The organism is Nocardiopsis sp. TRM 82005, from assembly GCF_056312425.1.
The window spans coordinates 54,214-75,972 of the sequence record NZ_JBWDTQ010000030.1 but is presented as its reverse complement, the minus strand read 5'-3'; the positions used below and the strand labels follow the sequence as shown (position 1 = coordinate 75,972).

General features: G+C 69.1%; 20 protein-coding genes. 7 read left to right on the top strand and 13 right to left on the bottom strand.

The window, feature by feature from the left end:
• Positions 1 to 79 precede the first annotated feature (79 nt).
• Complete coding sequence (locus tag AC0T5L_RS22805; protein WP_476167510.1) at positions 80 to 2,431, top strand: hypothetical protein; 2,352 nt, start codon at positions 80 to 82, stop codon at positions 2,429 to 2,431.
• Between the two features lie 575 nt (positions 2,432 to 3,006).
• Positions 3,007 to 3,360: an STAS domain-containing protein gene (locus AC0T5L_RS22800; RefSeq protein ID WP_476167522.1), complete on the top strand. Its 354-nt coding sequence runs from the start codon at positions 3,007 to 3,009 to the stop codon at positions 3,358 to 3,360.
• Positions 3,361 to 3,508: 148 nt separating this feature from the next.
• Here AC0T5L_RS22800 and AC0T5L_RS22795 read toward each other — a convergent pair whose 3' ends face one another.
• Complete coding sequence (locus AC0T5L_RS22795) at positions 3,509 to 4,204, bottom strand: M50 family metallopeptidase (RefSeq protein WP_476167509.1); 696 nt, start codon at positions 4,202 to 4,204, stop codon at positions 3,509 to 3,511.
• A gap of 271 nt (positions 4,205 to 4,475) precedes the next feature.
• On the opposite strand from AC0T5L_RS22795, the gene AC0T5L_RS22790 reads away from it, so the two are divergent.
• Positions 4,476 to 4,835, top strand: a complete 360-nt coding sequence (locus tag AC0T5L_RS22790; protein WP_476167508.1) for a hypothetical protein — start codon at positions 4,476 to 4,478, stop codon at positions 4,833 to 4,835.
• Positions 4,836 to 5,031: 196 nt separating this feature from the next.
• On the opposite strand, the gene AC0T5L_RS22785 is transcribed toward AC0T5L_RS22790, so the two are convergent.
• The 11 genes from AC0T5L_RS22785 to ectA form a co-directional block, all read right to left on the bottom strand.
• A complete protein-coding gene (locus tag AC0T5L_RS22785) occupies positions 5,032 to 5,475 on the bottom strand; it encodes an SRPBCC family protein (RefSeq protein WP_476167507.1) in 444 nt (147 codons plus the stop codon).
• Positions 5,476 to 5,535: 60 nt separating this feature from the next.
• On the bottom strand, positions 5,536 to 6,561 hold the full coding sequence (locus AC0T5L_RS22780) for an NUDIX hydrolase (protein WP_476167506.1): 1,026 nt from the start codon (positions 6,559 to 6,561) through the stop codon (positions 5,536 to 5,538).
• Positions 6,558 to 8,669, bottom strand: a complete 2,112-nt coding sequence (locus AC0T5L_RS22775) for an RNA degradosome polyphosphate kinase (RefSeq protein WP_476167505.1) — start codon at positions 8,667 to 8,669, stop codon at positions 6,558 to 6,560. The genes AC0T5L_RS22780 and AC0T5L_RS22775 overlap by 4 nt, the downstream gene beginning before the upstream one ends.
• Before the next feature lie 180 nt (positions 8,670 to 8,849).
• Complete coding sequence (locus tag AC0T5L_RS22770; RefSeq protein WP_476167504.1) at positions 8,850 to 9,782, bottom strand: lysostaphin resistance A-like protein; 933 nt, start codon at positions 9,780 to 9,782, stop codon at positions 8,850 to 8,852.
• 172 nt (positions 9,783 to 9,954) lie between these two features.
• Entirely contained in the window at positions 9,955 to 10,794 is an 840-nt protein-coding gene (gene ehuA, locus AC0T5L_RS22765; RefSeq protein WP_476167503.1) for an ectoine/hydroxyectoine ABC transporter ATP-binding protein EhuA, read from the bottom strand.
• Entirely contained in the window at positions 10,781 to 11,419 is a 639-nt protein-coding gene (gene ehuD, locus AC0T5L_RS22760; RefSeq protein ID WP_476167502.1) for an ectoine/hydroxyectoine ABC transporter permease subunit EhuD, read from the bottom strand. The genes ehuA and ehuD overlap by 14 nt, the downstream gene beginning before the upstream one ends.
• Entirely contained in the window at positions 11,416 to 12,144 is a 729-nt protein-coding gene (gene ehuC / locus AC0T5L_RS22755) for an ectoine/hydroxyectoine ABC transporter permease subunit EhuC (protein ID WP_476167501.1), read from the bottom strand. The genes ehuD and ehuC overlap by 4 nt, the downstream gene beginning before the upstream one ends.
• Before the next feature lie 7 nt (positions 12,145 to 12,151).
• Positions 12,152 to 13,012: an ectoine/hydroxyectoine ABC transporter substrate-binding protein EhuB gene (gene ehuB / locus AC0T5L_RS22750; RefSeq protein ID WP_476167521.1), complete on the bottom strand. Its 861-nt coding sequence runs from the start codon at positions 13,010 to 13,012 to the stop codon at positions 12,152 to 12,154.
• A 629-nt stretch (positions 13,013 to 13,641) separates the two neighbouring features.
• A complete protein-coding gene (locus AC0T5L_RS22745; protein WP_476167500.1) occupies positions 13,642 to 14,049 on the bottom strand; it encodes an ectoine synthase in 408 nt (135 codons plus the stop codon).
• Positions 14,050 to 14,177: 128 nt separating this feature from the next.
• Positions 14,178 to 15,443 carry a diaminobutyrate--2-oxoglutarate transaminase gene (gene ectB, locus AC0T5L_RS22740; protein ID WP_476167499.1) on the bottom strand — a complete coding sequence of 422 codons (1,266 nt, stop codon included), beginning with the start codon at positions 15,441 to 15,443 and terminating at the stop codon, positions 14,178 to 14,180.
• Between the two features lie 87 nt (positions 15,444 to 15,530).
• Positions 15,531 to 16,028 carry a diaminobutyrate acetyltransferase gene (gene ectA / locus AC0T5L_RS22735; protein WP_476167520.1) on the bottom strand — a complete coding sequence of 166 codons (498 nt, stop codon included), beginning with the start codon at positions 16,026 to 16,028 and terminating at the stop codon, positions 15,531 to 15,533.
• Positions 16,029 to 16,852: 824 nt separating this feature from the next.
• Here ectA and AC0T5L_RS22730 point away from each other — a divergent pair.
• The 3 genes from AC0T5L_RS22730 (at position 16,853) to AC0T5L_RS22720 (ending at position 18,650) form a co-directional block, all read left to right on the top strand.
• Complete coding sequence (locus tag AC0T5L_RS22730) at positions 16,853 to 17,122, top strand: WhiB family transcriptional regulator (protein WP_476167498.1); 270 nt, start codon at positions 16,853 to 16,855, stop codon at positions 17,120 to 17,122.
• Positions 17,123 to 17,316: 194 nt separating this feature from the next.
• Positions 17,317 to 17,973, top strand: a complete 657-nt coding sequence (locus tag AC0T5L_RS22725) for a copper resistance protein (RefSeq protein WP_476167497.1) — start codon at positions 17,317 to 17,319, stop codon at positions 17,971 to 17,973.
• Positions 17,970 to 18,650: a copper resistance CopC family protein gene (locus AC0T5L_RS22720; protein ID WP_476167496.1), complete on the top strand. Its 681-nt coding sequence runs from the start codon at positions 17,970 to 17,972 to the stop codon at positions 18,648 to 18,650. The genes AC0T5L_RS22725 and AC0T5L_RS22720 overlap by 4 nt, the downstream gene beginning before the upstream one ends.
• Positions 18,651 to 18,867: 217 nt before the next feature.
• Here the strand turns inward: AC0T5L_RS22720 and AC0T5L_RS22715 are convergent, their stop codons facing one another.
• Entirely contained in the window at positions 18,868 to 19,629 is a 762-nt protein-coding gene (locus tag AC0T5L_RS22715; RefSeq protein WP_476167495.1) for a PP2C family protein-serine/threonine phosphatase, read from the bottom strand.
• Between the two features lie 821 nt (positions 19,630 to 20,450).
• On the opposite strand from AC0T5L_RS22715, the gene AC0T5L_RS22710 reads away from it, so the two are divergent.
• Positions 20,451 to 21,728, top strand: a complete 1,278-nt coding sequence (locus AC0T5L_RS22710) for a glycosyltransferase (RefSeq protein WP_476167494.1) — start codon at positions 20,451 to 20,453, stop codon at positions 21,726 to 21,728.
• Positions 21,729 to 21,759: the final 31 nt, after the last annotated feature.

The following is a 21,759-nucleotide window of genomic DNA, read 5'->3' as shown; positions in this document are numbered from 1 at the left end:
GGAGGGTGGCGGGCGGGCGCGCAGCAGGGCGTGTGCCCGCGAACCACACCCGAGGCTGAGCACGCGATGGGGGTCTGCCATGCCACGACGGCTCGTCGCACCGGGGGCGCGTTGGGGGGCGCGCCTGTGCTCCCTGCTGCTGGCCGCGGTGGTGCTGTCGTGTGCCGCGCCCGCGGCGGCCAGCGCGTCCGCGACCGCTCCGGACTCCGGCGCCTCCGACATCACCCGCCCCGACCGTCCCGGCCCCGGCTCCATGGACCGGCGCAGCGGGCCCGTGGTGCTCGTGGGGGTTCCGGGCCTGCTGTGGGAGGACGTCACCCCCGAGAACACCCCGACCCTGTGGGAGATGGCGGAGGAAGGCTCCATCGGCAACGTGTCGATCCGCACCGCGACCTCCCGCACCTGTCCCACCGACGGCTGGCTGTCGGTGTCGGCCGGGCAGCGCGCCCTGTCCATCCGGGAACGCTTCACGGTGTGCGAGGCCGCTCCGGCGCCTGAGCGCGACGGCTCGGGCGCGGTCGTCCCCGAGTTCGGCTCCTACGTCCGGCAGAACGAGCGGGCTTCCTTCGACGCGCCCGTGGGCCTGCTCGGTCAGACGGTGCGCGACGCGGGCGGGACCACGCTCGCCGTGGGCCACGGCGCCGCCTTGGGGGTGGCCGACGCCTCCGGACGGGTGGATCACTACGTCGACGAGGTGCGCGGTCTGACCACCGGGCGCCTGGAGGGTGTCTCCCTGGCCGCAGTGGAACTGGCCGAGCTCACCCGGCTCTACCCCGTGTATCCGGACTCCTCGTCCCCCGACCAGGAGGACGTCGAGGAGGCGGTGGAGGACGAGGGCGACGGGGAGGAAGCAGGTGGGGAGGATCCACCCGAACCCGACCCCGACGACGTCCCGGAGTGGGAACGCGACAAGGCGCTGTCCGCCCTGGACGACCGGCTGCGGACGCTGAAGGGCGTGCTGCCGGTCGGCTCGTCCCTGATGGTCGTCGGCGTGTCCATGGACACCGGCCCCTCCCAGCTCACGGTGGGCCTGTCCGGGGAGATCACCGAGGACGGGTTCACCGGGTCGGGGGCGTTCCTGGCCTCGGAGTCGACCCGGCGCGCCGGGCTGGTGGTACTTACCGACACCACGCCGACCCTGCTGACCGCCCTGGGGATGCGGGCGACCGAGCCGACCAGCGGTCGGCCCTGGCATCTGACCGGACGGCCGCCGACGACCGACCAGGCCGTGGGACGGCTGGTGGAGTTCAACACCGCCGCGATCGTGGTGGGATCAGCCATCCCGGGCTTCTTCAGCGGGCTGGTCGCCTCCCAGCTGCTCATCTACGCGGCGGCGGCCTACGCCCTGCACCGGTACTCGAACCGGCAGCGCGGCAAACGTGCGCGTGTGCTGTCGATGACACGGATCGTGGCGCTGGCCGGTGCCGCCTTCCCGGTGGCCAGCTATCTGGCCAACCTCATCCCGTGGTGGACCTCGCCCATACCGCCACTGGCGCTGCTGGCCTGTGTCCTGGTCGCGGACGCCTTGGTGGTGGCGCTAGCCGTGGCCGGGCCGTGGCGGAGCACGGTCCTCGGACCGATGACGGTGGTGGCGGGGACCACCACGGTGGTGCTCTTCCTCGACCTGTGCTTCGGCGCGAACCTGCAGATGAACTCACCCACTGGCTACTCACCGATCGTGGCGGGCCGGTTCTACGGGATCGGCAACATCGCGTTCGCCACGTTCGCGACCGGCATGCTGATGGCGGTGGCCGGTGTCTCCCACGAGTTGATCTCCCGGGGGCGGCGCGGCGCCGCCGTGGTGACGACTCTGGTCATCGGGTCGGCGACGGTGCTGATCGTCGGCTGGCCAGGGCTGGGCACCGACTTCGGCGGGGTGATCGCACTGATTCCGGGCCTGGCGGTGACGACGATGATGATCGCCGGGATACGCGTCACCCTGCCCCGTCTGGCCGCGGTGGGCGCGGCCGCGGTGGCGGCGATCGCGCTGCTGTCGTGGCTGGACTACCTGAGGCCGCCGCAGGAGCGCAGCCACTTCGGAGCGTTCGCGGGCCAGGTGATCAACGGCGATGCGGCCGCTGTGGTGGTCCGCAAGCTCGGTTCGATGCTGGGGACGCTGGGCAACTGGCAGCTGACCCTGTTGGCGGCGTGTGCGCTGGTGTTCCTGTTCGTGGTGCTCCACCGGCCGATCCACTGGCGGTTCGGTGCCCTACAGGGGGCCTACGAGTACGCGCCGACACTCAGGGCGGGGCTGACCGGTTCGCTGGTGACCGCTCTGGTGGGTTTCGCGGTCAACGACTCGGGGGTGGCGATCCCGGCGATCGCACTGACGGTGGCGGTGCCGTTGACGCTGTCCGCGTGTGTGTGGGCCCTCCAGCGGCAGGATGGAGAGCGGACTTCCGGCCCCGAACCGGTCGAGAACGCCCAATGAATGTGATGCACGCCTCACCAAGCACAGGAAGTGCAAAGCACACGAGCACGAACTTGCGTCGCTCACGTCACGAAACGGCCACATCCTTATGGTAAAGTCCGTGGCTGGGCGATCCTTGTAGAGGATACCCGGTGCCCCGACGGGCGTCGGATCGGTCGCCCGGAACACGGGAGCGGCCCCGGCAGCACCGCTCCGACCGCCGCCCCGAGCCACGGGCGGGGAATGCCCGCCCCTGTGGGCGGGTTTCCAGAGTTGCGGGGCAGGGAGTGGCCCGAAGCAGCAGCGTCCATCGACGCACCATCCGTCTCCGCCGTCACCAGGCAGGGCACGGCCAGGAACTTTCAACCCAGATCCGCACGTTCTCTGGACAGCTGTGCTCTTGGTGAGGCTTCCAGCAGACCCAGGCGAGAAGGGCGTTTCACCCCCGGTCCGGGGCACCACAAAGGAAATTGATGAACCATCAGCTTGGCTACCGCGGTAACGCGAAGAACGCACCGGTCGGCACCAGCTCTCGGAGCGGCGTGCGACCCACCGCGCCGACCAGTCGGGCACGTCCCGAATACGCCGGAGTCGCCATGCCCGACCTGACCATCTCCTCCACCCTGCACGACGCCGGACGGGTTCTGGCGTTGGACGGGGAGATCGACATGGCCACCGAACACCGCTTCCAGGAGGCGGTGACCGAGGCTCTCACCACCCAGCCCCTCGGCCGCGTGGTCCTGGACTGCTCCGATCTCCGGTTCATCGATTCCAGCGGGCTGCGCGTCCTGATTCGCGCGCACAAGGCGGCCAAGGAGCAGCAGGCGCTCCTGGCGATCGCCTCGCCCATCCAGCGGGTGCTACAGACCCTGCGGGTCACCTCGCTCGACACGCGCATCCCCGTCTTCACAACGGTCTCCGAGGCGCTCACCGCGCCGCACGCCAGCTGACCGGCTGACACCGGGGCCGCCGCGGCACGGGCCCGGCGCCCTTCGCGCGAGCAGCGGCGCGGCGCGTCCACGACACCTCTTCCGGGGCGTGGCCTGAGGGCCGCGCCCCTCTTCCGTGCGCCCGGACGCCGCCGGGGCGCCGCGGTCCTCAGAAAAGCAGCAGCCACACGCCCAGTGCGGTCACTGCGATGTTCACCAGGAAGAAGACCGCCACCCACAGGGTGCCGGGCACACTGGTGAGCCGCGCCAGCTGGTCGGCGTCGGAGTGCGGCGAGGGGTTGCGCATCCGCTGCGACTGGAGCTCGAAGACCGGACGCACGCCCGCGAAGAGCAGGAACCAGATGAACAGGTAGGCGAAGGCCGCCTGGATCTCCGGTGGAGTGAACCAGCTGACCCCGAACACCACCGCTCCGGTGCCCACCACCGACACCACACCGTAGATGTTGCGGATCATCAGCAGCATGGCGGCGAGTACGACGATGCTCAACCACAGCAGGGCGGTGATGCGGTCCGACATCAGCATGAGGATGCCGAGGAAACCGACGACCGACGGGGCGACGTAGCCCGCGAAGACGGTCAGGACCATACCGGCGCCGGTCGGCCTGCCCCGGGAGACGGTGACCCCCGAGGTGTCCGAGTGCAGTCGGATGCCGGTGAGCTGGCGACCGCTGAGCAGGGCGACGAGGGCGTGCCCGCCCTCGTGGGCGATGGTGACGACGTTGCGTCCGATCCGCCAGGGCGGACCGAACAGCACGGTGGCCAGGGCCAGGACGGCCGCGGTGATGACGATCCACCGCTCCGGTTCGGGCTGGACGGACAGTACTTCCCGCCAGACGTCACCCAAGGTTGTTCCCACCGCTGCCCCCGACTCCTGGTTCGACTGGACCGTGCGCGGGTCCCACCGGTTCGCGCCACGGTTACCGGGAAACGCGCAGAACAAGGACCCTTGCCGAACTTTAGGGCATTTGGGTAAGTGCCGCGTTTCTCCTGCGAAGCCGGGACCAGACTCCGAAGCCAATCCGACTCCCCCGCACCAATGAACTGGCCAAACGGGATCCGCCAACCTACATTCATCACTGTCAGTTGTTTTCCAGCTACAAGGAGCAAGGAACATCGTGAAACGTATCGCCGGAATCGCCCTCATGGCCATGGCCGCTGGTGCCGTCATCGGATCCGCCTCCCCCGCCGTCGCGAACGGCGGGCACGACGACGGGTACCACGGCCACAGCTGGGGCTGGCACGAGTCCGAGAAGGACGGCAAGAAGGACCACGACGAGGACGAGAACCGCTGGAACGGTCACGACCACGAGGACGAGGACGAGGACGAGGGCAAGCACAAGGGCAAGAAGGGCAAGGGCCACCACGACGACGGCCACGACGACGACCACGACCACGGCCACGACCACGGCCACGATCACGATCACGAAGACGAAGACGAAGACGACGAAGACCACGACCACCCCGGCTACCACTAGGGCGTGTTCCCCGGCCCGTGCGTCCGGCTGAGTCCGGCGGTCCGGTCCGGACCCCTCGGGGCGCCGCTGGTGGAACGACACGTTCCCCGCCGCCTCGCCCGACAGGTACCCACCCCTGTCGCGACGGCGTCGCCCGCGGCCGAGGCCGCGGGCGACGCCCGTGTCCGGCCTCCCTCCCCGGCCGGGGAGGGACCGGTCAGTTCCCGGCCGACTCCGCGGCGGCCTTGAGCCGCTCCAGGGTCAGTTCGATGCTCCGCCCGTTCTTGGCGGGCATCCCCATCAGTACGTAGAACGCCGGAAGCCCACGGGAGTAGTCGAAGGTCTCGGTGACGCGGGTACCGCCCCCGGGCAGTTCCTCCAGCTCGTACCGCCAGCGGTGCGGGCCGAAGTGCCGCCATGCGATGAGGCGGTCCGCCTCGTACTCCACCACTCGGTTGGTGATGCGGTAGCCGACACCGAACATCCTCATGTCCATACCGAACTCGCTGCCCCGCTCCAGCCGCTCCGGCCCGAAGAGGGTGTCGCGCACCGTCCCCGACCCGTCGAACTCGGAGTGCCTCGCCGGTGCCGCGATGATGTCGAAGATCCACTTGGCGGGAGCGTCCACCACGACGCTCCGCGCAACCTTGTGTTTGGCCATGGCTGCATCATGTCACCGGCCACCGGGCCGACCGGCCACGGGTACCCCGGCACACCCTTATCAAGGACGGATCGCGTGACGCTCCACCGACGCCAGCCCGCCGTCCACGGAGTCCACGTGCACCACCCAGAAGGAGCCCTTGCGCAACCCCGGCTGCTGGGTGAACGGCGCGTTCGTCCGGGTGAGCGCCTCCGCCACCAGGTGCGGTATCAACTCGCCGTGCGTGCACACCACCGTCGGCCGCCCCTCGGCCAGGATGTGCGCGAGCGCCTTCCTGGCCTCCTCCACACCGTAGGAGGAACCTCCGTCCCCCGGGGAGGAGCCGGCGGAGGGCTTGTGGGCCGTGAACGCCCGCTCGGTGCGCATGGGCACGTCGGAGTCCACCGTGTACGGCAGCACCGACTCGGTGCACCGCGCCGCCGAGGACGTCACCACCCGGGGCCGTCCGTAGGCGTTCAGCAGCCGGGGCAGGGCCAGTGCGTCGGCGCGACCGGCCCCGTCCAACGGACGCAGCAGGTCGTCACCGGCCCAGGCGCGCTTCTTCTCCGCAGAGAGGTGCCGCAACAGGATGACGGGGAAGGTGGTGACGGGTCCGGCCAGGAAGTTGTCGACCACCTGGACGTCGTGGTCGTAGGTGAGCCTGCGGCGGGCCTCCTCCGCGCGCACCCACTCGACCAGCTCGACCTCCTCGTTGGGCGGGTAGTCGGTCCCCTCGCCTGGCTCCGCGGGGGTGGCCGCCCACCACTCCACCTGTTTGGGCCAACCGTCCTTGAGGTAGCGCTGTGGCGGAAGCCTGCGTCCCAGCACGGGTGTCAGGCCGGTCTCCTCCCAGACCTCGCGGACCGCGCCGGTGACGGGGAGCTCGCGCTTCTTGAGCTTGCCCTTGGGCAGGGTCCAGTCGCCGCGGTCGGGTCTGCGGATGAGGACGATCTCGGTGCCGCCCGCTCCCTCACGCCACAACAGGGCACCACTCGCGCGGATGGGTTCGAGGTAGCCCCCGACCGCCGCCTGGCGCAGGACGTCGCCTCCCACGCCGTCGACGGATCCCTCGACGTCTCCCTCTCCCCCGTTCTCCATGATGTTCATCCGCCTTCCACTGCTCGCAGGTGCCGGTCGCCGCGCAGGCTGTCCTGCAAGTCGGTGAGCGGCCGGCCGTCGCCGCCGTGGGTGGCGCGGGTCCAGGTGCCGTCGGGTTCCAACCGCCAGGACGAGGTGGTGTCGGCCATCGCCAGGTCCATGAGACGGACCAGGCGGTGGCACTGCTCGGGGTCGTTCAGGCATACCAGCGCCTCGACTCTGCGGTCCAGGTTGCGGGGCATCAGATCAGCGCTGCCGATCCACACCCGGGGCCGCCAGCCGCCCGAGAAGACGAAGATGCGGGAGTGCTCCAGGAAGCGGCCGAGGATGCTGCGGACGCGGATGTTCTCGGAGAGCCCGGGCACCCCGGCGCGCAGGACGCAGCTGCCGCGCACCCACAGGTCGACGCTCACACCGGCCTGCGAGGCCCGGTAGAGGGCGTCGATGATCTCCTTGTCGACCAGGGAGTTGACCTTGATACGGATACGGGCGGGCTCCCCTTCGAGGCTGTTGTCGATCTCGGCGGCGATCTGTTCCAGCAGGCTCTCGCGCAGGGCGGTCGGCGCGGTCAGCAAGCGCCGGTAGTGCCCCTTGCGGGAGAAGCCCGTGAGGCTGTTGAACAGGTCGCTGACGTCCTCTCCCAGCTCGGGGGCTGAGCTGAACAGACCGAGGTCCTCATAGACGCGGGCGGTACTCGGGTTGTAGTTGCCGGTGCCCACGTGGCAGTAGCGGCGCAGCAGACCGTCGTCGTCCTGGCGGATGACCATGGACAGCTTGCAGTGGGTCTTGAGGCCGACGACGCCGTAGACGACATGGCAGCCCGCCTGTTCGAGCTTGCGCGCCCACTGGATGTTGTTCTGCTCATCGAAGCGGGCCTTGACCTCGACCAGGACCACGACCTCCTTGCCCGCGCGGGCAGCTTCGATGAGGGACTCCACGATGGGTGAGTCGCCGCTGGTACGGTATAGGGTCTGCTTGATCGCCACGACCTTGGGGTCGGTGGCGGCCAGGGCCAGGAAGCGCTCGGTGGTGGTGGCGAAGGACTCGTAGGGATGGTGGACGAGGACCTCGCGTCCACGGATGGCGGCGAACAGGTCGCCGGCGGGCAGGGCGCGGGGCTCGACGGGGACCATGGGCGGGTAACGCAGTTCGGGCCGGTCGGCGTCGGCGATCTGGGACAGCCCCGCGAGGTTGAGCGGCCCGGAGACCCGGTAGGTCTCCCCCTCCTCGGCGCCGAGCGCCCGGGTGAGGATGGTGAGCACCCCGTCACTGATGTCGTGTTCGACCTCCAAGCGCACGAGCGGGCCGAAACGGCGGCGCAGCAGTTCGTCCTCCAGGGAGGTGACGAGGTCGTCGGTCTCGTCCTCGTCGACCTCCAGGTCGGCGTTGCGGGTGACCCGGAACGCGTGGTGCTCCAGGACCTGCATTCCCTCGAAGAGCTGGGGCAGGTGGGCGGCGACGATGTCCTCGACGGGCACGAACCGGCCGCTGCCCCCGCCACCGGACTCGATGAAGCGGGGCAGGGCGCTGGGTATCTTGACGCGGGCGAACATGCGGCGCCCGTCGCGCGGGTCGTGGACGGCGACCGCGAGGTTGAGCGAGCGGCCGGAGATGTAGGGAAAGGGGTGCGCGGAATCGACCGCGAAGGGGGTCACCAGCGGGTAGATCGAGTGCTGGAAGTAGCCGTGCAGGTCCTCGCGTTCGGAGTTCTCCAGCTCGCTCCAGCGCACGATACGGATACCGGCCTCGCGTAGGGCGGGCGCGACGCTGTCCTGGAAGCAGGCGGCCTGGCGGAACATGAGCTCGTGGGTGAACCGGGAAATGCGTTCGAGCAGCACGCGTGGGTGGTGCCCGCTGGAGGAGGCGACGGACAGGCCGGTGGCCAGGCGCCGTTTGAGCCCGGCGACGCGGACCATGAAGAACTCGTCCAGGTTGCTGGAGAAGATCGCCAGGAACCGTGCCCTCTCCAGGAGGGGGATGTCCTCGTCCTCGGCGAGTTCGAGGACCCGCTGGTTGAAGCGGAGCCACCCCTCCTCGCGGTCCATGAACCTGTCGGCGGGCAGGCCGGAGGGCTCGGTGGCGGTGCCCGCTGGCGTTGGCGCTGATTCCGTGCTCACAGTGGGCAGACTCCCCCCTTTCCATGACCTCCCGGTGACAGCCCCGTGAGGGGGAAATGACCAAGACGCGACCGATGTGGACCGTTTCTTCTCCGTGTGTCCGCACACGCCGGTTCTTCTCCGTGTGTGTCGGCGTCCGGAACAGGCCGATCGTGGGGAGAGCCGACACCGGACGGTCAGTCAGCCGATACCGATTTGCAGGTCGGGCGGCATGATCATCAGGAACGTCCCGATGCGCATGACCACCTGGAGCCAGGTGTTGCGGAAGCACGCCCACAAGTAGCCGTAGAGAAGACTGGCCATGGCGTAGGTCAGCAGGGAGAGGCCGGTGTTGTACACCAGGTCGTTCCCCGGTAGCTGGGAGACCGCGTCGTAGGGCTGGATGACCGCGTAGGTGAACGCGAAGACCACCGAGGTCGCCACGATCCCGCCCCAGCGGCCCATCTGGATCTCCAGGCGGGTCTGCACCATCCCGCGGAAGAAGATCTCCTCGCACACGGCGATGACGGCGAAGGCGAGCACGAAGCCCACCAGGGGGAAGGACGGGCTCGGCAGTCCGATGTAGGGGATGAGCAGGTAGCCGAGGAGGCTCAGCGCGATTCCGACCGGGAACAGTCCGAGCCAGCGCCAGAGCTCGGTCACATTCAGGGCGATCGCCGGCATGCCGGTGCCGTTGCCGTCCACGGTGATCCCCGAGCGGTCCATGACCAGCAGCGGCAGGGTGAACAGGAACAACAGCCTGGACACCAGGGAGGCCGACATGGCCATGTCCGCGCCGATCTGCGCCCCGAAGGTGTCGAAGACCAGCGACAACAGCGCCATGGACAGTATGAAGCAGACGAGGAACAGCGCCAGCCAGACCAGTTCCCGGTTGATGGGATGGCCCTCCATCGCCCGGACGATCCTGCGGTCCAGTCGTTCGCGTGCGCCGAACCCCCTGACCATGGCCCAGGCGAGGATCCCGCCGATCAGCATCGGCGACCAGGAGACCAGGAGGAGGAGCAGGGAGTCACCCAGGACGTCGGCGCGCAACACGGGGTGCGAGAGCACCGGCACCGTGAGGAGCAGGACGGCGAGCAGCGCCCACCAGGCGAGCCCCCATCTTCGCACCATGGTCACAAGAGTCCCCCCTGTCTCAGAACTCTCATTCTGCCCAAGGGGAAACTAAAAGCTACTTAATGACTACGGTATGTCGCCACTCGTCTCGACGTGTCCGGTCCGGACACGGCTCGGGGCCGCTCCCCGTACGGGAGCGGCCCCAGTACGCGGTGGGCCGGTCGTACCCTCAGTGCCCGTTGTCCAGGACCGAGCGGAGGAAGGACTTGGTCCGTTCCTCCTTCGGGTCACCGAAGATCTGTTCCGGGGAACCCGCCTCGGCGATCTGGCCCTTGTCGAACATGAGCACCCTGTGCGACACGTCGCGGGCGAAGGACATCTCGTGGGTCACGCACAGCATCGTGATGTCCGTGGTCTCGGCGACCTCACGCAGCACGTCGAGGACACCGGCCACCAGCTCCGGGTCCAGGGCCGAGGTGACCTCGTCCAGCAGCAGGATCTCCGGCTGCATGGCCAGCGCGCGGGCGATCGCCACACGCTGCTGCTGGCCCCCGGAGAGCTGGGTGGGGTGGGAGTCGATCTTGTCGCCGAGCCCGACCAGGTCCAGCAGCTCCTCCGCACGGGCGTTGGCCTCCGCCTTGGGAGTGCCCAGCACGTGCACGGGGGCCTCGACGATGTTCTGCCGAACGGTCATGTTCGGGAACAGGTTGAACTGCTGGAAGACCATGCCGATGCGCTTGCGGCGCTCACGCAGGTAGCCCTCGCTGGCCGGAGTCATGTGGTCCGCGCCGCGGCGCATGTGGCTGAACGGCTCACCGCCCACCCAGATGACCCCCTCGGTGACCTTCTCCAGGGTCATCAGCAGGCGCAGGATCGTGGTCTTGCCGGAACCACTCGGGCCGATGAGGGTGACCCGCTCGCCGGGGGACACGGAGAAGTCCAGGTGGTCGAGCACGGTGAGGTCGCCGAAGCGCTTCACCACGTCGTCGAAGACGATCAAGGGCTGATCCTGGGATTGGCCCCCGACACCCTGGGGTCCTTCGTTCTGTCGGGTATCAGACGGCGGCATAGCGTCGCTCCAGTCGTCGGAGAAGGATGGCGGACGGGATGCTCACGAGGAGGAACAGGAACCCGACCACGGTGTAGACCTCGACGACGCGGAAGCTCGCGCTGCCGATCCGCTGTGCCTCGGTTAGCAGCTCGCTCACACCGATCGCGATGAGCAGCGGCGTGTCCTTGAACGTCGCGATGAGGTAGTTGCCCAGCGCGGGGATGACCTTGCGGATGGCCTGCGGCAGCACGATGGCGCCCCACGTGCGGTGGACGGGCAGGCTCAGTGCCCGGGCCGCCTCCCACTGCCCCTTGGCCACGCCCTCGATGCCCGAGCGGTAGACCTCGGCCGTGTAGGCCGCGTAGTGCACGCCGATGACGGCGATCCCCACGGTCATCGGGGAGATGTGGGCCGGGGCCAGGAGGAAGACGAACACCGCCTGGATGACCAGCGGTGTCGTACGGATGAACTCCATGGCCGCGTGCAGGGCGGCGCCGAAGAACGGCGTCCGGCGGGCGATGGCGACCGCCAGGCCCAGGACCAGTGCGATCAGGTAGCCGAGGAGGGTGATCTGGACGGTCGTCCCCAGGGCGCCCAGCAGGTCGGGCAGGATCTGGAAGGTCCACTGGAAGTCCCACATCACTTGACCACCCCCGGCTTCGTACCGGCCGGCGCGGGCCGGAGGAGGAACTTCAGTCCTCCGCCGCCCGGCGGGGTACGGCCCAGTTTCCGGTTGGCACGGCGTTCGAGCAGTCGCATGCCGAAGATCAGGACCTGCGCGATCAGGTAGTAGAGGATGAAGGCGCCGATGAAGGCGACCACCGTCTCACCCGTGGACTCGCGCATGTTCTGCGCGACGGCCGTCAGGTCGGTCACACCGATGAGGTAGACCACCGCGGTGGCCTTCATCAGCTCGATGACGAGGTTGCCGAACGTGGGCAGCATCTGGGCCCACGCCTGGGGCAGCACGACGAGGCGTACCCGCTGGAACCAGGAGAGGTTCAGGGCGACCGTCGCCTCGACCTGCGCCTTGGGCACGGCGTTGATGGACGACCGTACGACCTCGGCTCCGTAGGCCCCCACGTTGAGGCCCAGGGCGAGGATCGCGGCGAATCTGTCGTCCAGTTGGAACCCGCTCAGCTGCGGCAGGGCGAACGCCATCCAGAACATCAGCACCAGGGCGGCGATGCCCCGGAACACCTCCACGTAGACCGTGGCGATGGCCCGGGGCAGCCAGTGCCTGATCGTCCCCATGATCCCGAAGACCATGGCCAGGACGAAGGCCAGGGCACAGCCGCCGATGGTGAGCTGGATGGTGACCCATGCGCCGTCGATGTAGAGCGGTAGTCGCTGGATCAGGAAGTCCACTACGGGGTCATCCCTCGCAGAGTTCGGCGGTGGTCGTGTCGTCGGGCAGGTCGGCCTCGGTGAAGCCCCACTCCTCGCCCAGCTCCAGGAGGCGTCCGCTCTCCTTGAACTCGGCGATCACGCGGTTGATCTCCTCCAGCAGCTCGGTGTCCGCCTGCCGGATGCACAGTCCGCCCCAGCCCTTCTCCTCCTTGCCGTCCATCTCGGGGAAGAAGGGCTCGGTGACCTCGAAGGGACCGCCCCGGTCCTGGAGGAGGTACTCGTGGGACACGCTCAGCATGGACATCGCGTCGACGCGCCCCGCCTCCAGCAGCTCGTAGCCGGCGGTCTGGTTGGAGATCAGCTCCTGCTGGCCCTCGGGCACCTCGAAGTAGTTGGCGTAGGTCTGCTCGACCGAGCCGTTGAGGACCGCGAGCTTGAGGTCGGGGTTGTCGGTGAAGTCCGTGAAGTGCTGGATGCCCTCCGGGTTGCCCTCCTTGACCATGAAGGCCTCGGGGGAGGTGGCGGTGGGCTCGCTGAAGGCGACCTGCTCGCAGCGCTCGGGGGTGATGAACATACCGGCGGCGATGACGTCGAAGCGGTTTGACTTCAGGCCCGGGATCAGTCCGTCCCAGTTCACCGAGGAGGCCTGGACCTCGGGAACGCCCAGCTCCTCGAAGACCGCCTTGGCCACGGCGGGGGACTGCCCGGCGGGGTCGCCGGAGTCGTCGACGAAACCGAAGGGGATCTCGTTGGCGAGGCCGATCGCCACGAAGCCCTGCTCGCGCAGGCGCTCCAGGGTCGAGGTGCCCTCTTCGCCCTCGCCTCCGCCGTTGCCCCCGCCGTCGACACGGCTGCAAGCGGCGAGGCCGACGGTGGCCAGCCCCACCCCGCCCAGGCGAAGTGCGTCTCGACGGCCCCAGGTTCCTCGGCGTACAGCTGGTACCTGCTTCTTCACGACTGCTCCTCGAAAGACTTGGGGGAGCGGCGCGCTCGCCCGGCGGGGGACGGCTACACCGCCTATGCGGATGGTGGGACGCCCGGTGTGGGCGGGTCGCGGCCCGCTGTACCGCGGCTGCGGCCGCCGTCCGGTGCAGGGCACGGCGGCCTGGTACGGGGTTCTCTCTCCCGAGCATGCTCAGCTTCCCCCAAGCATGCTCCGCAGTAACGAGACCCGATTAGTCCGTTATGCACTGGTTATTCATGTGCAGCTCCCGGGTGATCGGTCCTTCGCCCTGCTCAGGGCGGGTCACCTGTGCTTTGTGACCCTGAGTCCGAAGCTCCGTCACGCTGGGGCGCACACTCCGTGAACAACGTGGACGGGGCCCTGAGGCCCCGCCCACGTTGTTCTCAACCGGCCCGCCCGCCGCCCTCCGTCACCATCGACGGACGCCTGCGGCGTAGACCTCTGTTGTCCGGCTTCCCGGAGAACCAGCCCTCCTGTGGCTCCGACGCGGGCCCGAACGGGTTCTCGGGGTTCCGCCTCGCTTCGCCAGGCAGGCGTTCACCGAACAGGCGCTAGGCCTCGGCGGTCTCGTCGTCCTCGACGATGAGCGGGTAGACGCCGTTCTCGTCGTGGACCTCGCGCCCGGTGACGGGCGGGTTGAACACGCACAGCACGCGGAAGTCCGTCTTCGGACGGACCGTGTGCTTCTCATGACCGTTGAGCAGGTAGAGGGTGCCCGGGGTGATGATGTGCTTCTCCCCGGTCTCCTCGTTGGTCACCTCGGCCTCGCCCTCGATGCAGTGCACGAGCTCGATGTGGTTGGCGTACCACATGCTGGTCTCCGTGCCCGCGTACAGGACGGTCTCGTGGAAGGAGAAACCGACCTTCTCCTTGCCGAGAATGACCCGACGGCTACGCCAGGTCTCGGTCTTGATGTCGCGGTCGGTGTCGTTGACTTCGTCCAGGCTGCGAACGATCACTGGTTTCTCCTAACGCGCTCTGCGGCGTCTTTCGATGGTGGTGCCACGCGGTGCGGGGCCGGACAACGCCTCAAGGGTCGCCGTCCGGCCCCGCACCGCGTGGTGTGGAACTCCTCGCCGAGGAGTTCCTAGGCGGGCTGTGCCACCTTGACCGCGGCACGGGCCGCGTCAGCCATGATGTCAAGCCCGGCCGTGAGTTCCTCCTCGCTCGCGGTCAGCGGCGGCAGGAGTTTGACGACCTCGTCCTCGGGACCGGAGGTCTCCAGGAGCAGGCCCCGGTCGAAGGCCTCGGCGGCGACCTTCTTGGCGATGCCGTCCTCCTCGAAGGCCAGGCCACGGGCCAGGCCGCGGCCGCGCACGTGCGCGCCGAACTCGGCGTGCTCGGCGGCCATCTCGGCCAGGCGGGCGCCGACCATGTCGCCCTTGGCCTTGACACTGTCGGCGAACGAGGAGTCGCTCCAGTAGCGGCGCAGCGCCTCGGAACCGGTGACCATGGCCGGGTTGAACCCGCGGAAGGTCCCGTTGTGCTCGCCCGGCTCCCACACGTCCAGCTCGCGCTTGAACAGGGTGAGGGCCATGGGCAGACCGTAGCCGCTGATGGACTTGGACAGCGTGACGATGTCCGGGGTGATCCCGGCCTCCTCGAAGCTGAAGAAGTCGCCGGTGCGGCCGCAACCCATCTGGATGTCGTCGACGATCAGCAGGATGCCGTACTCGCGGCACAGCTCCGAGAGCTCGCGCAGCCACTGGGCGCTGGCGGCGTTGATGCCGCCCTCACCCTGGACCGTCTCGACGATGACGGCGGCGGGCTTGTCCAGGCCGCTGCCGCTGTCGTCCAGCAGGCTGCGCAGCCACAGGAAGTCCGGCGTCTTGCCGTCCAGGTAGTTGTCGAACGGCATCGTGGCGACGTGCCCCAGCGGCACGCCGGCGCCGCCGCGCTTCATCGAGTTGCCGGTGACGGCCAGGGCGCCCAGGGTCATGCCGTGGAAGCCGTTGGTGAAGTTGACGATGGTCTCACGACCGGTGTACTTACGGGCCAGTTTCAGCGCGGCCTCGACCGCGTTGTTTCCCGCGGGGCCGGGGAACTGGATCTTGTAGTCCAGGCCCCGGGGTTTGAGGATGATCTCCTCGAAGGTCTCCATGAACTCGCGTTTGGCCACGCTGTAGGCGTCGAGGCTGTGGACGATCCTGTCGTCGGTCAGGTACTCGACGAGCGGGGTCTTCAGCTCGGGGTTGTTGTGCCCGTAGTTGAGCGATCCCGCTCCTGCGAAGAAGTCCAGGTAGGGCTTACCGGTCTCGTCGTAGACATGGCTTCCGACGGCCCTGTCGAACACGACCGGCCAGTTCCGGCAGTATCCGCGGACTTCGGACTCCAGGCGCTGGAAGGTCTCCATGGTGTGTTCCTTGGTTCCTTTCCCCAGATTCGTGGGCTCATGGCTTGGACGATGGGGTGTTTGGGTGGATCCGGTGCGGATGATCGGTCACACTTCCGGCTCGGGGTTGAAAGGGCCGATGCGTACGAGGTCCTCGGGATCATGCGGAGTGTCGCCCGCGGGGAAGTGTCCCTCCCCGAAGAGCGGACTCCACACGGCTTCGGCTCCCCTGTCCCGGGCGAACGAGGCGAACAGGGCGCGGGATGCGGTGTTGTCAGCGGTGACGGTCGCTTCGAGGTAGCGCAGGCCACGCTCGGTGATCCGGTCGCCGATGAAGTCGAGCATCCGGCGGGCCAGCCGCTGGCCGCGAAACGCGGAGTCCACGGCTACCTGCCAGAGGAAGTACGTGTCTGGGCTGTCAGGCCGCACGAAGCCCGTGACGTAGGCCGCGACACGGCCCTCGTCATCGCGGGCGACGACGCTGGTCGTGGCGAAGTCCCGACACCAGAGCGCGTAGGCGTACGGGGAGTTGACGTCCATACCCGTCTCCCCCGCCAGTCGCCACATGTGCGGGCCGTCCTCTAGGGACGGGTGCGACAGGCGCACGCCTCCACGGCCCGCGGCGCCTGGGCTCTCGGGGCCCTCGGCCCCGGCGTCAGTCCGGTCGCGTGCTTGGAGGTTCGTTCGTAGATGTGGCACGTCGATCGAACTTAGCGAACGAATAGCAATGGAGTTTCAGGGAGACTCCGCGTAGATGTTTCAGCACGATCTCATCGGGTAGGACTAGTTCATTTAGTAGTGCCTCGATGTCCTGACCAGGGTGTTCACACGGCCCCTGTGAGCGGTCGGCCAACGCGCTCACGCCCTGCCTACCAAGGGATTCCGCGCCTTGGCCGCTAGCCGGTGACACGGGGTGCCAGCGCGGGCCACACCGTGGTCGCCGTACGGGGTCAACGGCCGTCAAGGTCAAACATAGAGCCTGAACGAGCAATATTAAGCGTGCGTTAAGTCACATTGATTCGGTGGAAACCTCGCGACATAACACCACCAGGACGTCGCGGACCCCGCCGGACGGCACTTCCCCGGAGGCGGGGGGCTTCTCGCGGGCCCCGAAACACGGAGGGCCCCGGCGGCCCGGCGCGCCCCGGAGCCGCTGGCACACCCGTCAGTACGGGCGTCCTCATCCGCATCCGCGGCCACGGCGGGGCACAGTCGGCCCGCTACCCGGAACGGTCTTGAGAAATCACGGATTTTTTAGCAGACTTCGCGTAGTACTACATGAGGTCGTACTACACTTGGTCGCATCGCTACGCCGCGATTTCCCGGGTCAGTCACCCTTGGGCGGCGGGGCGGAGGAGTTCCCTGACCCCTCCGTGAGAACACGGTGCGGGCCACTGACCACGGATCACAGCCACGGATCGGAGGCGCTCGTGAACCGCCTGTACCACGAGAGCGAGGACTGGGTCGAGCACGGCAACTGCCGCTCGTACGACCCGGAGATCTTCTTCCCGGTCAGCAGCACCGGGATCGGGCGCGCCGACACCGAGCAGGCCGTCGCCGTCTGCCGCAGTTGTACTGTTCGCCAGGAGTGCCTGCGGTGGGCCCTGCGGGCCGGAGAGGCTCACGGAGTCTGGGGGGGCACCACCCCCGAGCAGCGTCGCTACATGCGGCGCGAGCTGGTTCCGGCCGGTCAGAACTGAGAGGGGCGCCCGAGGGGTCGCCGGCATCGCGGGGGACCGCGTCCGGCGGCCCCTCACCTCCTCGACCCGTCCGTCCCGACCCGAGGGAGGCGCTGTGACGCGGACGACCGCCGATCAGGCCGACCCGTACCGCGTGCGGCCGCTGGCCTCCCGTGGTCTTGCGGGCCCGCGGGGCACGGCCTAGGTTCTTTCCCGTGCAACCCGCTCACGGCATGCTCCGCCTCCTGCGCACGGCCCTCCTCGCCGCTGCGTGCACGGGGCTTGCCTGGAGCGGTCACAACGTGTGGGCCACCGCCCCGGCCTCCCTCGGCGGGTTCGCCGCGGCGACCGCTGCCCTGTTCCCCCTGCTGTGGTACTTCACCCGCGGGATGCGCGGCTTCGGCGACATCTTCGCCGTCATGGCCTCCGCCCAGGTCCTCCTGCACCTGATCCTCCAGGGATCGGCCGATCCCACCTTCGGGCTCCTCGGCACTGGTGCCGACCACACCGGGCACGGCCTGCTCACCCACGCCCTCGGCCTCGCGCCGGGCATGCTGTTCGCACACCTGTGGGCGGCTCTGCTGGCCTCCGCGCTGCTCGCCCACGGCGAGGCGGCCCTGTGGTTCCTGACCGCCCTGCTCTGCCACGTGCTGCCGTCACTGCGCGTCCCCGACCTCGCGTTCACCACACCCGTACGGGTTCCGTGCGCGGACACCCCGGCCGTGCCCTCCCCCGCCCTACTCTCGGCGCACGGGCCCCGCGGGCCTCCCCGGCGAAGGTCACGACGGTCCGCACCAGCGCTTCCGCCCTGTCACACGGGAGCTTGCACCCCCCGTGTGAAGGCGGGGGCACCCACTAAGGAATCCAGATGAGCACCAACCACAGCACCCCCGCCCACGATGGCGCGGCCTCCTCTCGCGTGCTACCGCGTGTGGCCGCAGCACTCCTGACTCCGCTCGCCGCCGCCGCGCTGGCACTGGCCCCCTCGCCCGCCATGGCCCACGACGTCCTGACCGCGTCCAGCCCCGAGGACGGCGCGACCCTGGACAGCGTCCCCGAGGAGGTCGTGCTGACCTTCAACAACTCCTTGACGGAGGGCGGCAGCGGCAGTGCCGTCGTCGTCACGGGACCGGACGAGGAGACCACCTACGAGGAGGGACAGCTCACCTTCGACAGCACGGACGTGTCGGTGGAGCTGGCCCCGCTGGACCAGGTCGGCGAGTACACGATCGGGTACCGCGTCGTCTCCTCCGACGGGCATCCGATCCAGGACACACTGACGTTCTCGGTGACCGAGGAGGCCGTCGCGGCAGCGGCTCCGGAGCCCGAGGAGACGGAGGAGACCGAGACCGCCGAGGAGCCCGCCGGGGAACCGGCTGACGAGATGACCGCCGACGAGGCCGCGGCTGAGGAGGGTGACGAGGGCGGTGTGCCACTGGTGCCCCTGGCGGTGCTGCTCGTCGTCGTGATCATCGGTGGCACCGCGGTCGTGCTCGTGGCCAAGCGCCTGCGCGGCGGCCTCGCGGACGGAGACTCCGCCAAGCGGTAGGCGGGCGCCAGCGGCCGAGGGCCCGTACACGGCCGGTCCCGGCCGTGTACGGGCCCTTCCCGTGTTCGATGCCCCGGCGGCGGGGCGGGAAGCCCGTCAGCGGGCCGGGAGAGCTGATGGGAGGGATGGGAGGCGTGAGAGTCGGTGGGAAACGTAGGAGTGGGGAGGCGTGGAAGGAGCGGGGGTGGTGCGAACGGGGGCTCTGGGAGGGTGGGGATCAGACGCGACGGGCCAGCAGGATGCTGATGTTGTCCTTGCCGCCCGCTTCCATCGCGGCCTGCCACAGGGCGTGCACGGCGGCCTCGTCACTGCCCGCCTCAGCGATCATCCGCTCCATCTCCTCGGGGATGACCAGGTCGGACAGGCCGTCGCTACACATGAGCCAGGCGCTGGGGTCGGCCGCGTCGTCCCTGCCCACATGCGGGACCATCGTGCCGCCCGAGCTGCCGCCCAGGGACTGGGTGATGAAGTTCGTGGTGACGGGACGGCCGTCCTCGGACGGTGGCAGCGCCGGCGAGTCGTCCTCGGAGAGCTGCCTCAGGCGGCGCCCCTCCAGGCGGTAGGTCCGCGAGTCGCCGACGTTGAACCAGAAGTTGCCGTCGTTGTTGAGCAGGACGCCCGCGACCGTGGTTCCCATCCCGGAGAACTCGGTGTGCTGCGTGGCGTGGTCCTTGATCTCCTCGTCGACGTTGCTCAGCAGCTGGGCGATCTCCTCGGGACCGTCCAGGCGCGGCCCCATCTCGGCCATACGGTGCACGGCGTGCTCCGAGGCGATCTCCCCCGCGGCCTGGCCGCCGATCCCGTCGGCGACCGCCAGGATGACGGGCTCACCCACCGGGAGCACGCAGCGCACAGGCGAGGTCATGTTCGCACTGGCGACGGTCAGGGCACCCATGACGACGGCGTCCTCATTGGCGGGACGGATAGCGCCCCGGTGCGTGAGGGCCGTGACAATGACTTCCCCACCAGCGACACCCATACGCCTTCCTCCCGTTTCGTCGGCCGTGGCCGGTTGCCCGGCGCCCCGCACCGGACCTTGGTCGAGTCCCGTTCAACGTCTGGATTCTGTCACCGTACCGAGCCACCGCCGGACTGGGTCAAAATCCGCGTACATCATGGCGGAAAACACCCGGATATGCAGTTCCCTCCCCGGTCCCCTCGCCAAAAGTTTCGTGACGGAGGAGTTTGCGGTGTGCATTGTGCCGTCTGGTGTTCCGGTCCGACAGTAGCGGCGGCTCCGCGGGCCCGACAGGGTTCGAGCGTCGATACGGCGAAGTCGCAGTATGGAGGGGTCATAACGGGGTTACGGTCCGCACTGAAACCCCCTTCGACCATGGCGCGGGATCGTCCGCACGTTGTCGGGACTGGAGCCGTCTGGCAGAATGTTGCCAGTTGGGTGTCTAAGACGCAGACACACACGACCCGCCCCGTGCGCCGTTCTTCGGCTGCTCATGGTGGCCGAAGTCCTCCTCGACCGGTCGTTTGGTGTGATCCCCGTGCGTCTGCCCTTCTCCATCCCCCCGCCGCCCCGCATCCGCCGTACCCGCCACGCGTGTACGGCCCTCAGCGCTGTCGGGCGGCCTCCACCGGCAGGTCATCCCACGGCACCCGGTGCCGCCTCCCCCTGACCGCGCCTCCCCCTCGCAAGCGCAACGTGTCGCGCACCGCTCCCACGACCCCGAGGAGCCGACGTGCCGACCCCGATCCCGCCCGGGGGGATTCCGATTCCCCGCTCCGGAATCACCTCGGGCCCGCCCACGACGGACACCAGACGAATCCGTGTCCAAGGAGTTCAGCCCAGTGAAGATCGCCATGGTCGCCGAACACGCCAATCCCCTCCCCGCCCACAGGGGGGAACCAGCCTGCCCCGCGAGCCTGCACGTGTGCGCGCTCTCCAGGCAGCTGGCCAAGCGCGGGCACCGCGTGACGGTCTACGTCCGCCGCAGCGACCCCGAACAGCCCGACGGCCGCACCCGCATGGCGCGCGGCGTCTCCGTCGCCTACCTGGACGCGGGTCCGGCCCGACCGATGCCCGCCGACAGGCACGCCGAGCACACCGGCGCCTTCGGCACCGCACTCGCCGCCGTCCTGGACGAGGACACGCCCGACGTCCTGCACGCCATCGGCTGGACCAGCGGCCTGGCCGCCCTGCACGCCCAGGCGCACAGCGAGAGTGACCAGAGCGACACGCCCATCGTCCAGACCTTCCACTCCCTCAACGCCAGCGAGCAGCGCAGCGGCCTCGTCCACCGGCCCGAACGTGCCCGTATGGAGACGATCCTCGCCTCCCGTGTCGACCACGTCCTGGTCAACTCCACCGACCAGCAGGGCGAGCTGGCCCGCCTGGGCGTGCCCCGCCACCACGTGAGCGTGGTGCCCTTCGGTGTGGACCCCGACCACTTCAGCGTGGAGGGCAGCGCCTCCACCGAGCACTGGCACTCCCGACGTGAGGAGCGCGCCCGCTTGATCTCGGTCACCTCACTGACCGAGCCGGGGGGCGCCGACCGGCTCGTGGATGCCGTGACCCGCCTGCCCGAGGCCGAACTGCTGCTCGTCTCCACCACCGAGGGCCTGGACGTGGCCATCGACGAGAACGCCCGCCGGGTCGAGCTCCTGGCCAAGGAGGCCAGGGTGAACGACCGTGTCCACCTGACCGGGCCGGTCGAGCGCAAGGAGCTGCCCCGCCTGCTGCGGTCGGCGGACGTGTACGTGTCCGCCGCCTCCTACGACCCCTACGGAGGGGCCGTGCTGGAGGCCATGGCCTGCGGTCTGCCCGTGGTGGCCACCGCCACCGGCGCTACCCCCGGAGCCGTCCTGCACCGCACCAGCGGCGTTCTGATGCGCTTCGGACGCCCCGACGAGGTCGCGCGCTCGGTGCGCTCGGTTCTCAACACACCCACCATGAGAACCGCCTATGGCATCGCCGCGGTGGACAGGGCCCGCTCCCGGTTCACCTGGCAGAGGATCGCCGTCGAGACGGAGCTCGCCTACAAGCGGTCCCGCCCGCAACAAACAGAGCACGACGACGCGGACGAGGACGAGACGGACAGCCTGCTGCTGTCCGGGACCTCGTACTGACCCCGTGCCCGCCCCCATCACACACCCGTGC

Excerpts from the sequence above, each read along its gene's own strand:
- AC0T5L_RS22805 (WP_476167510.1), top strand. The coding sequence starts at position 80 with ATGCCACGACGGCTCGTCGCACCGGGGGCGCGTTGGGGGGCGCGCCTG.
- AC0T5L_RS22800 (WP_476167522.1), top strand. The coding sequence starts at position 3,007 with ATGCCCGACCTGACCATCTCCTCCACCCTGCACGACGCCGGACGGGTT.
- AC0T5L_RS22785 (WP_476167507.1), bottom strand. The coding sequence starts at position 5,475 with ATGGCCAAACACAAGGTTGCGCGGAGCGTCGTGGTGGACGCTCCCGCC.
- AC0T5L_RS22780 (WP_476167506.1), bottom strand. The coding sequence starts at position 6,561 with ATGAACATCATGGAGAACGGGGGAGAGGGAGACGTCGAGGGATCCGTC.
- AC0T5L_RS22770 (WP_476167504.1), bottom strand. The coding sequence starts at position 9,782 with ATGGTGCGAAGATGGGGGCTCGCCTGGTGGGCGCTGCTCGCCGTCCTG.
- ehuA (WP_476167503.1), bottom strand. The coding sequence starts at position 10,794 with ATGCCGCCGTCTGATACCCGACAGAACGAAGGACCCCAGGGTGTCGGG.
- ectB (WP_476167499.1), bottom strand. The coding sequence starts at position 15,443 with ATGGAGACCTTCCAGCGCCTGGAGTCCGAAGTCCGCGGATACTGCCGG.
- AC0T5L_RS22720 (WP_476167496.1), top strand. The coding sequence starts at position 17,970 with ATGAGCACCAACCACAGCACCCCCGCCCACGATGGCGCGGCCTCCTCT.
- AC0T5L_RS22715 (WP_476167495.1), bottom strand. The coding sequence starts at position 19,629 with ATGGGTGTCGCTGGTGGGGAAGTCATTGTCACGGCCCTCACGCACCGG.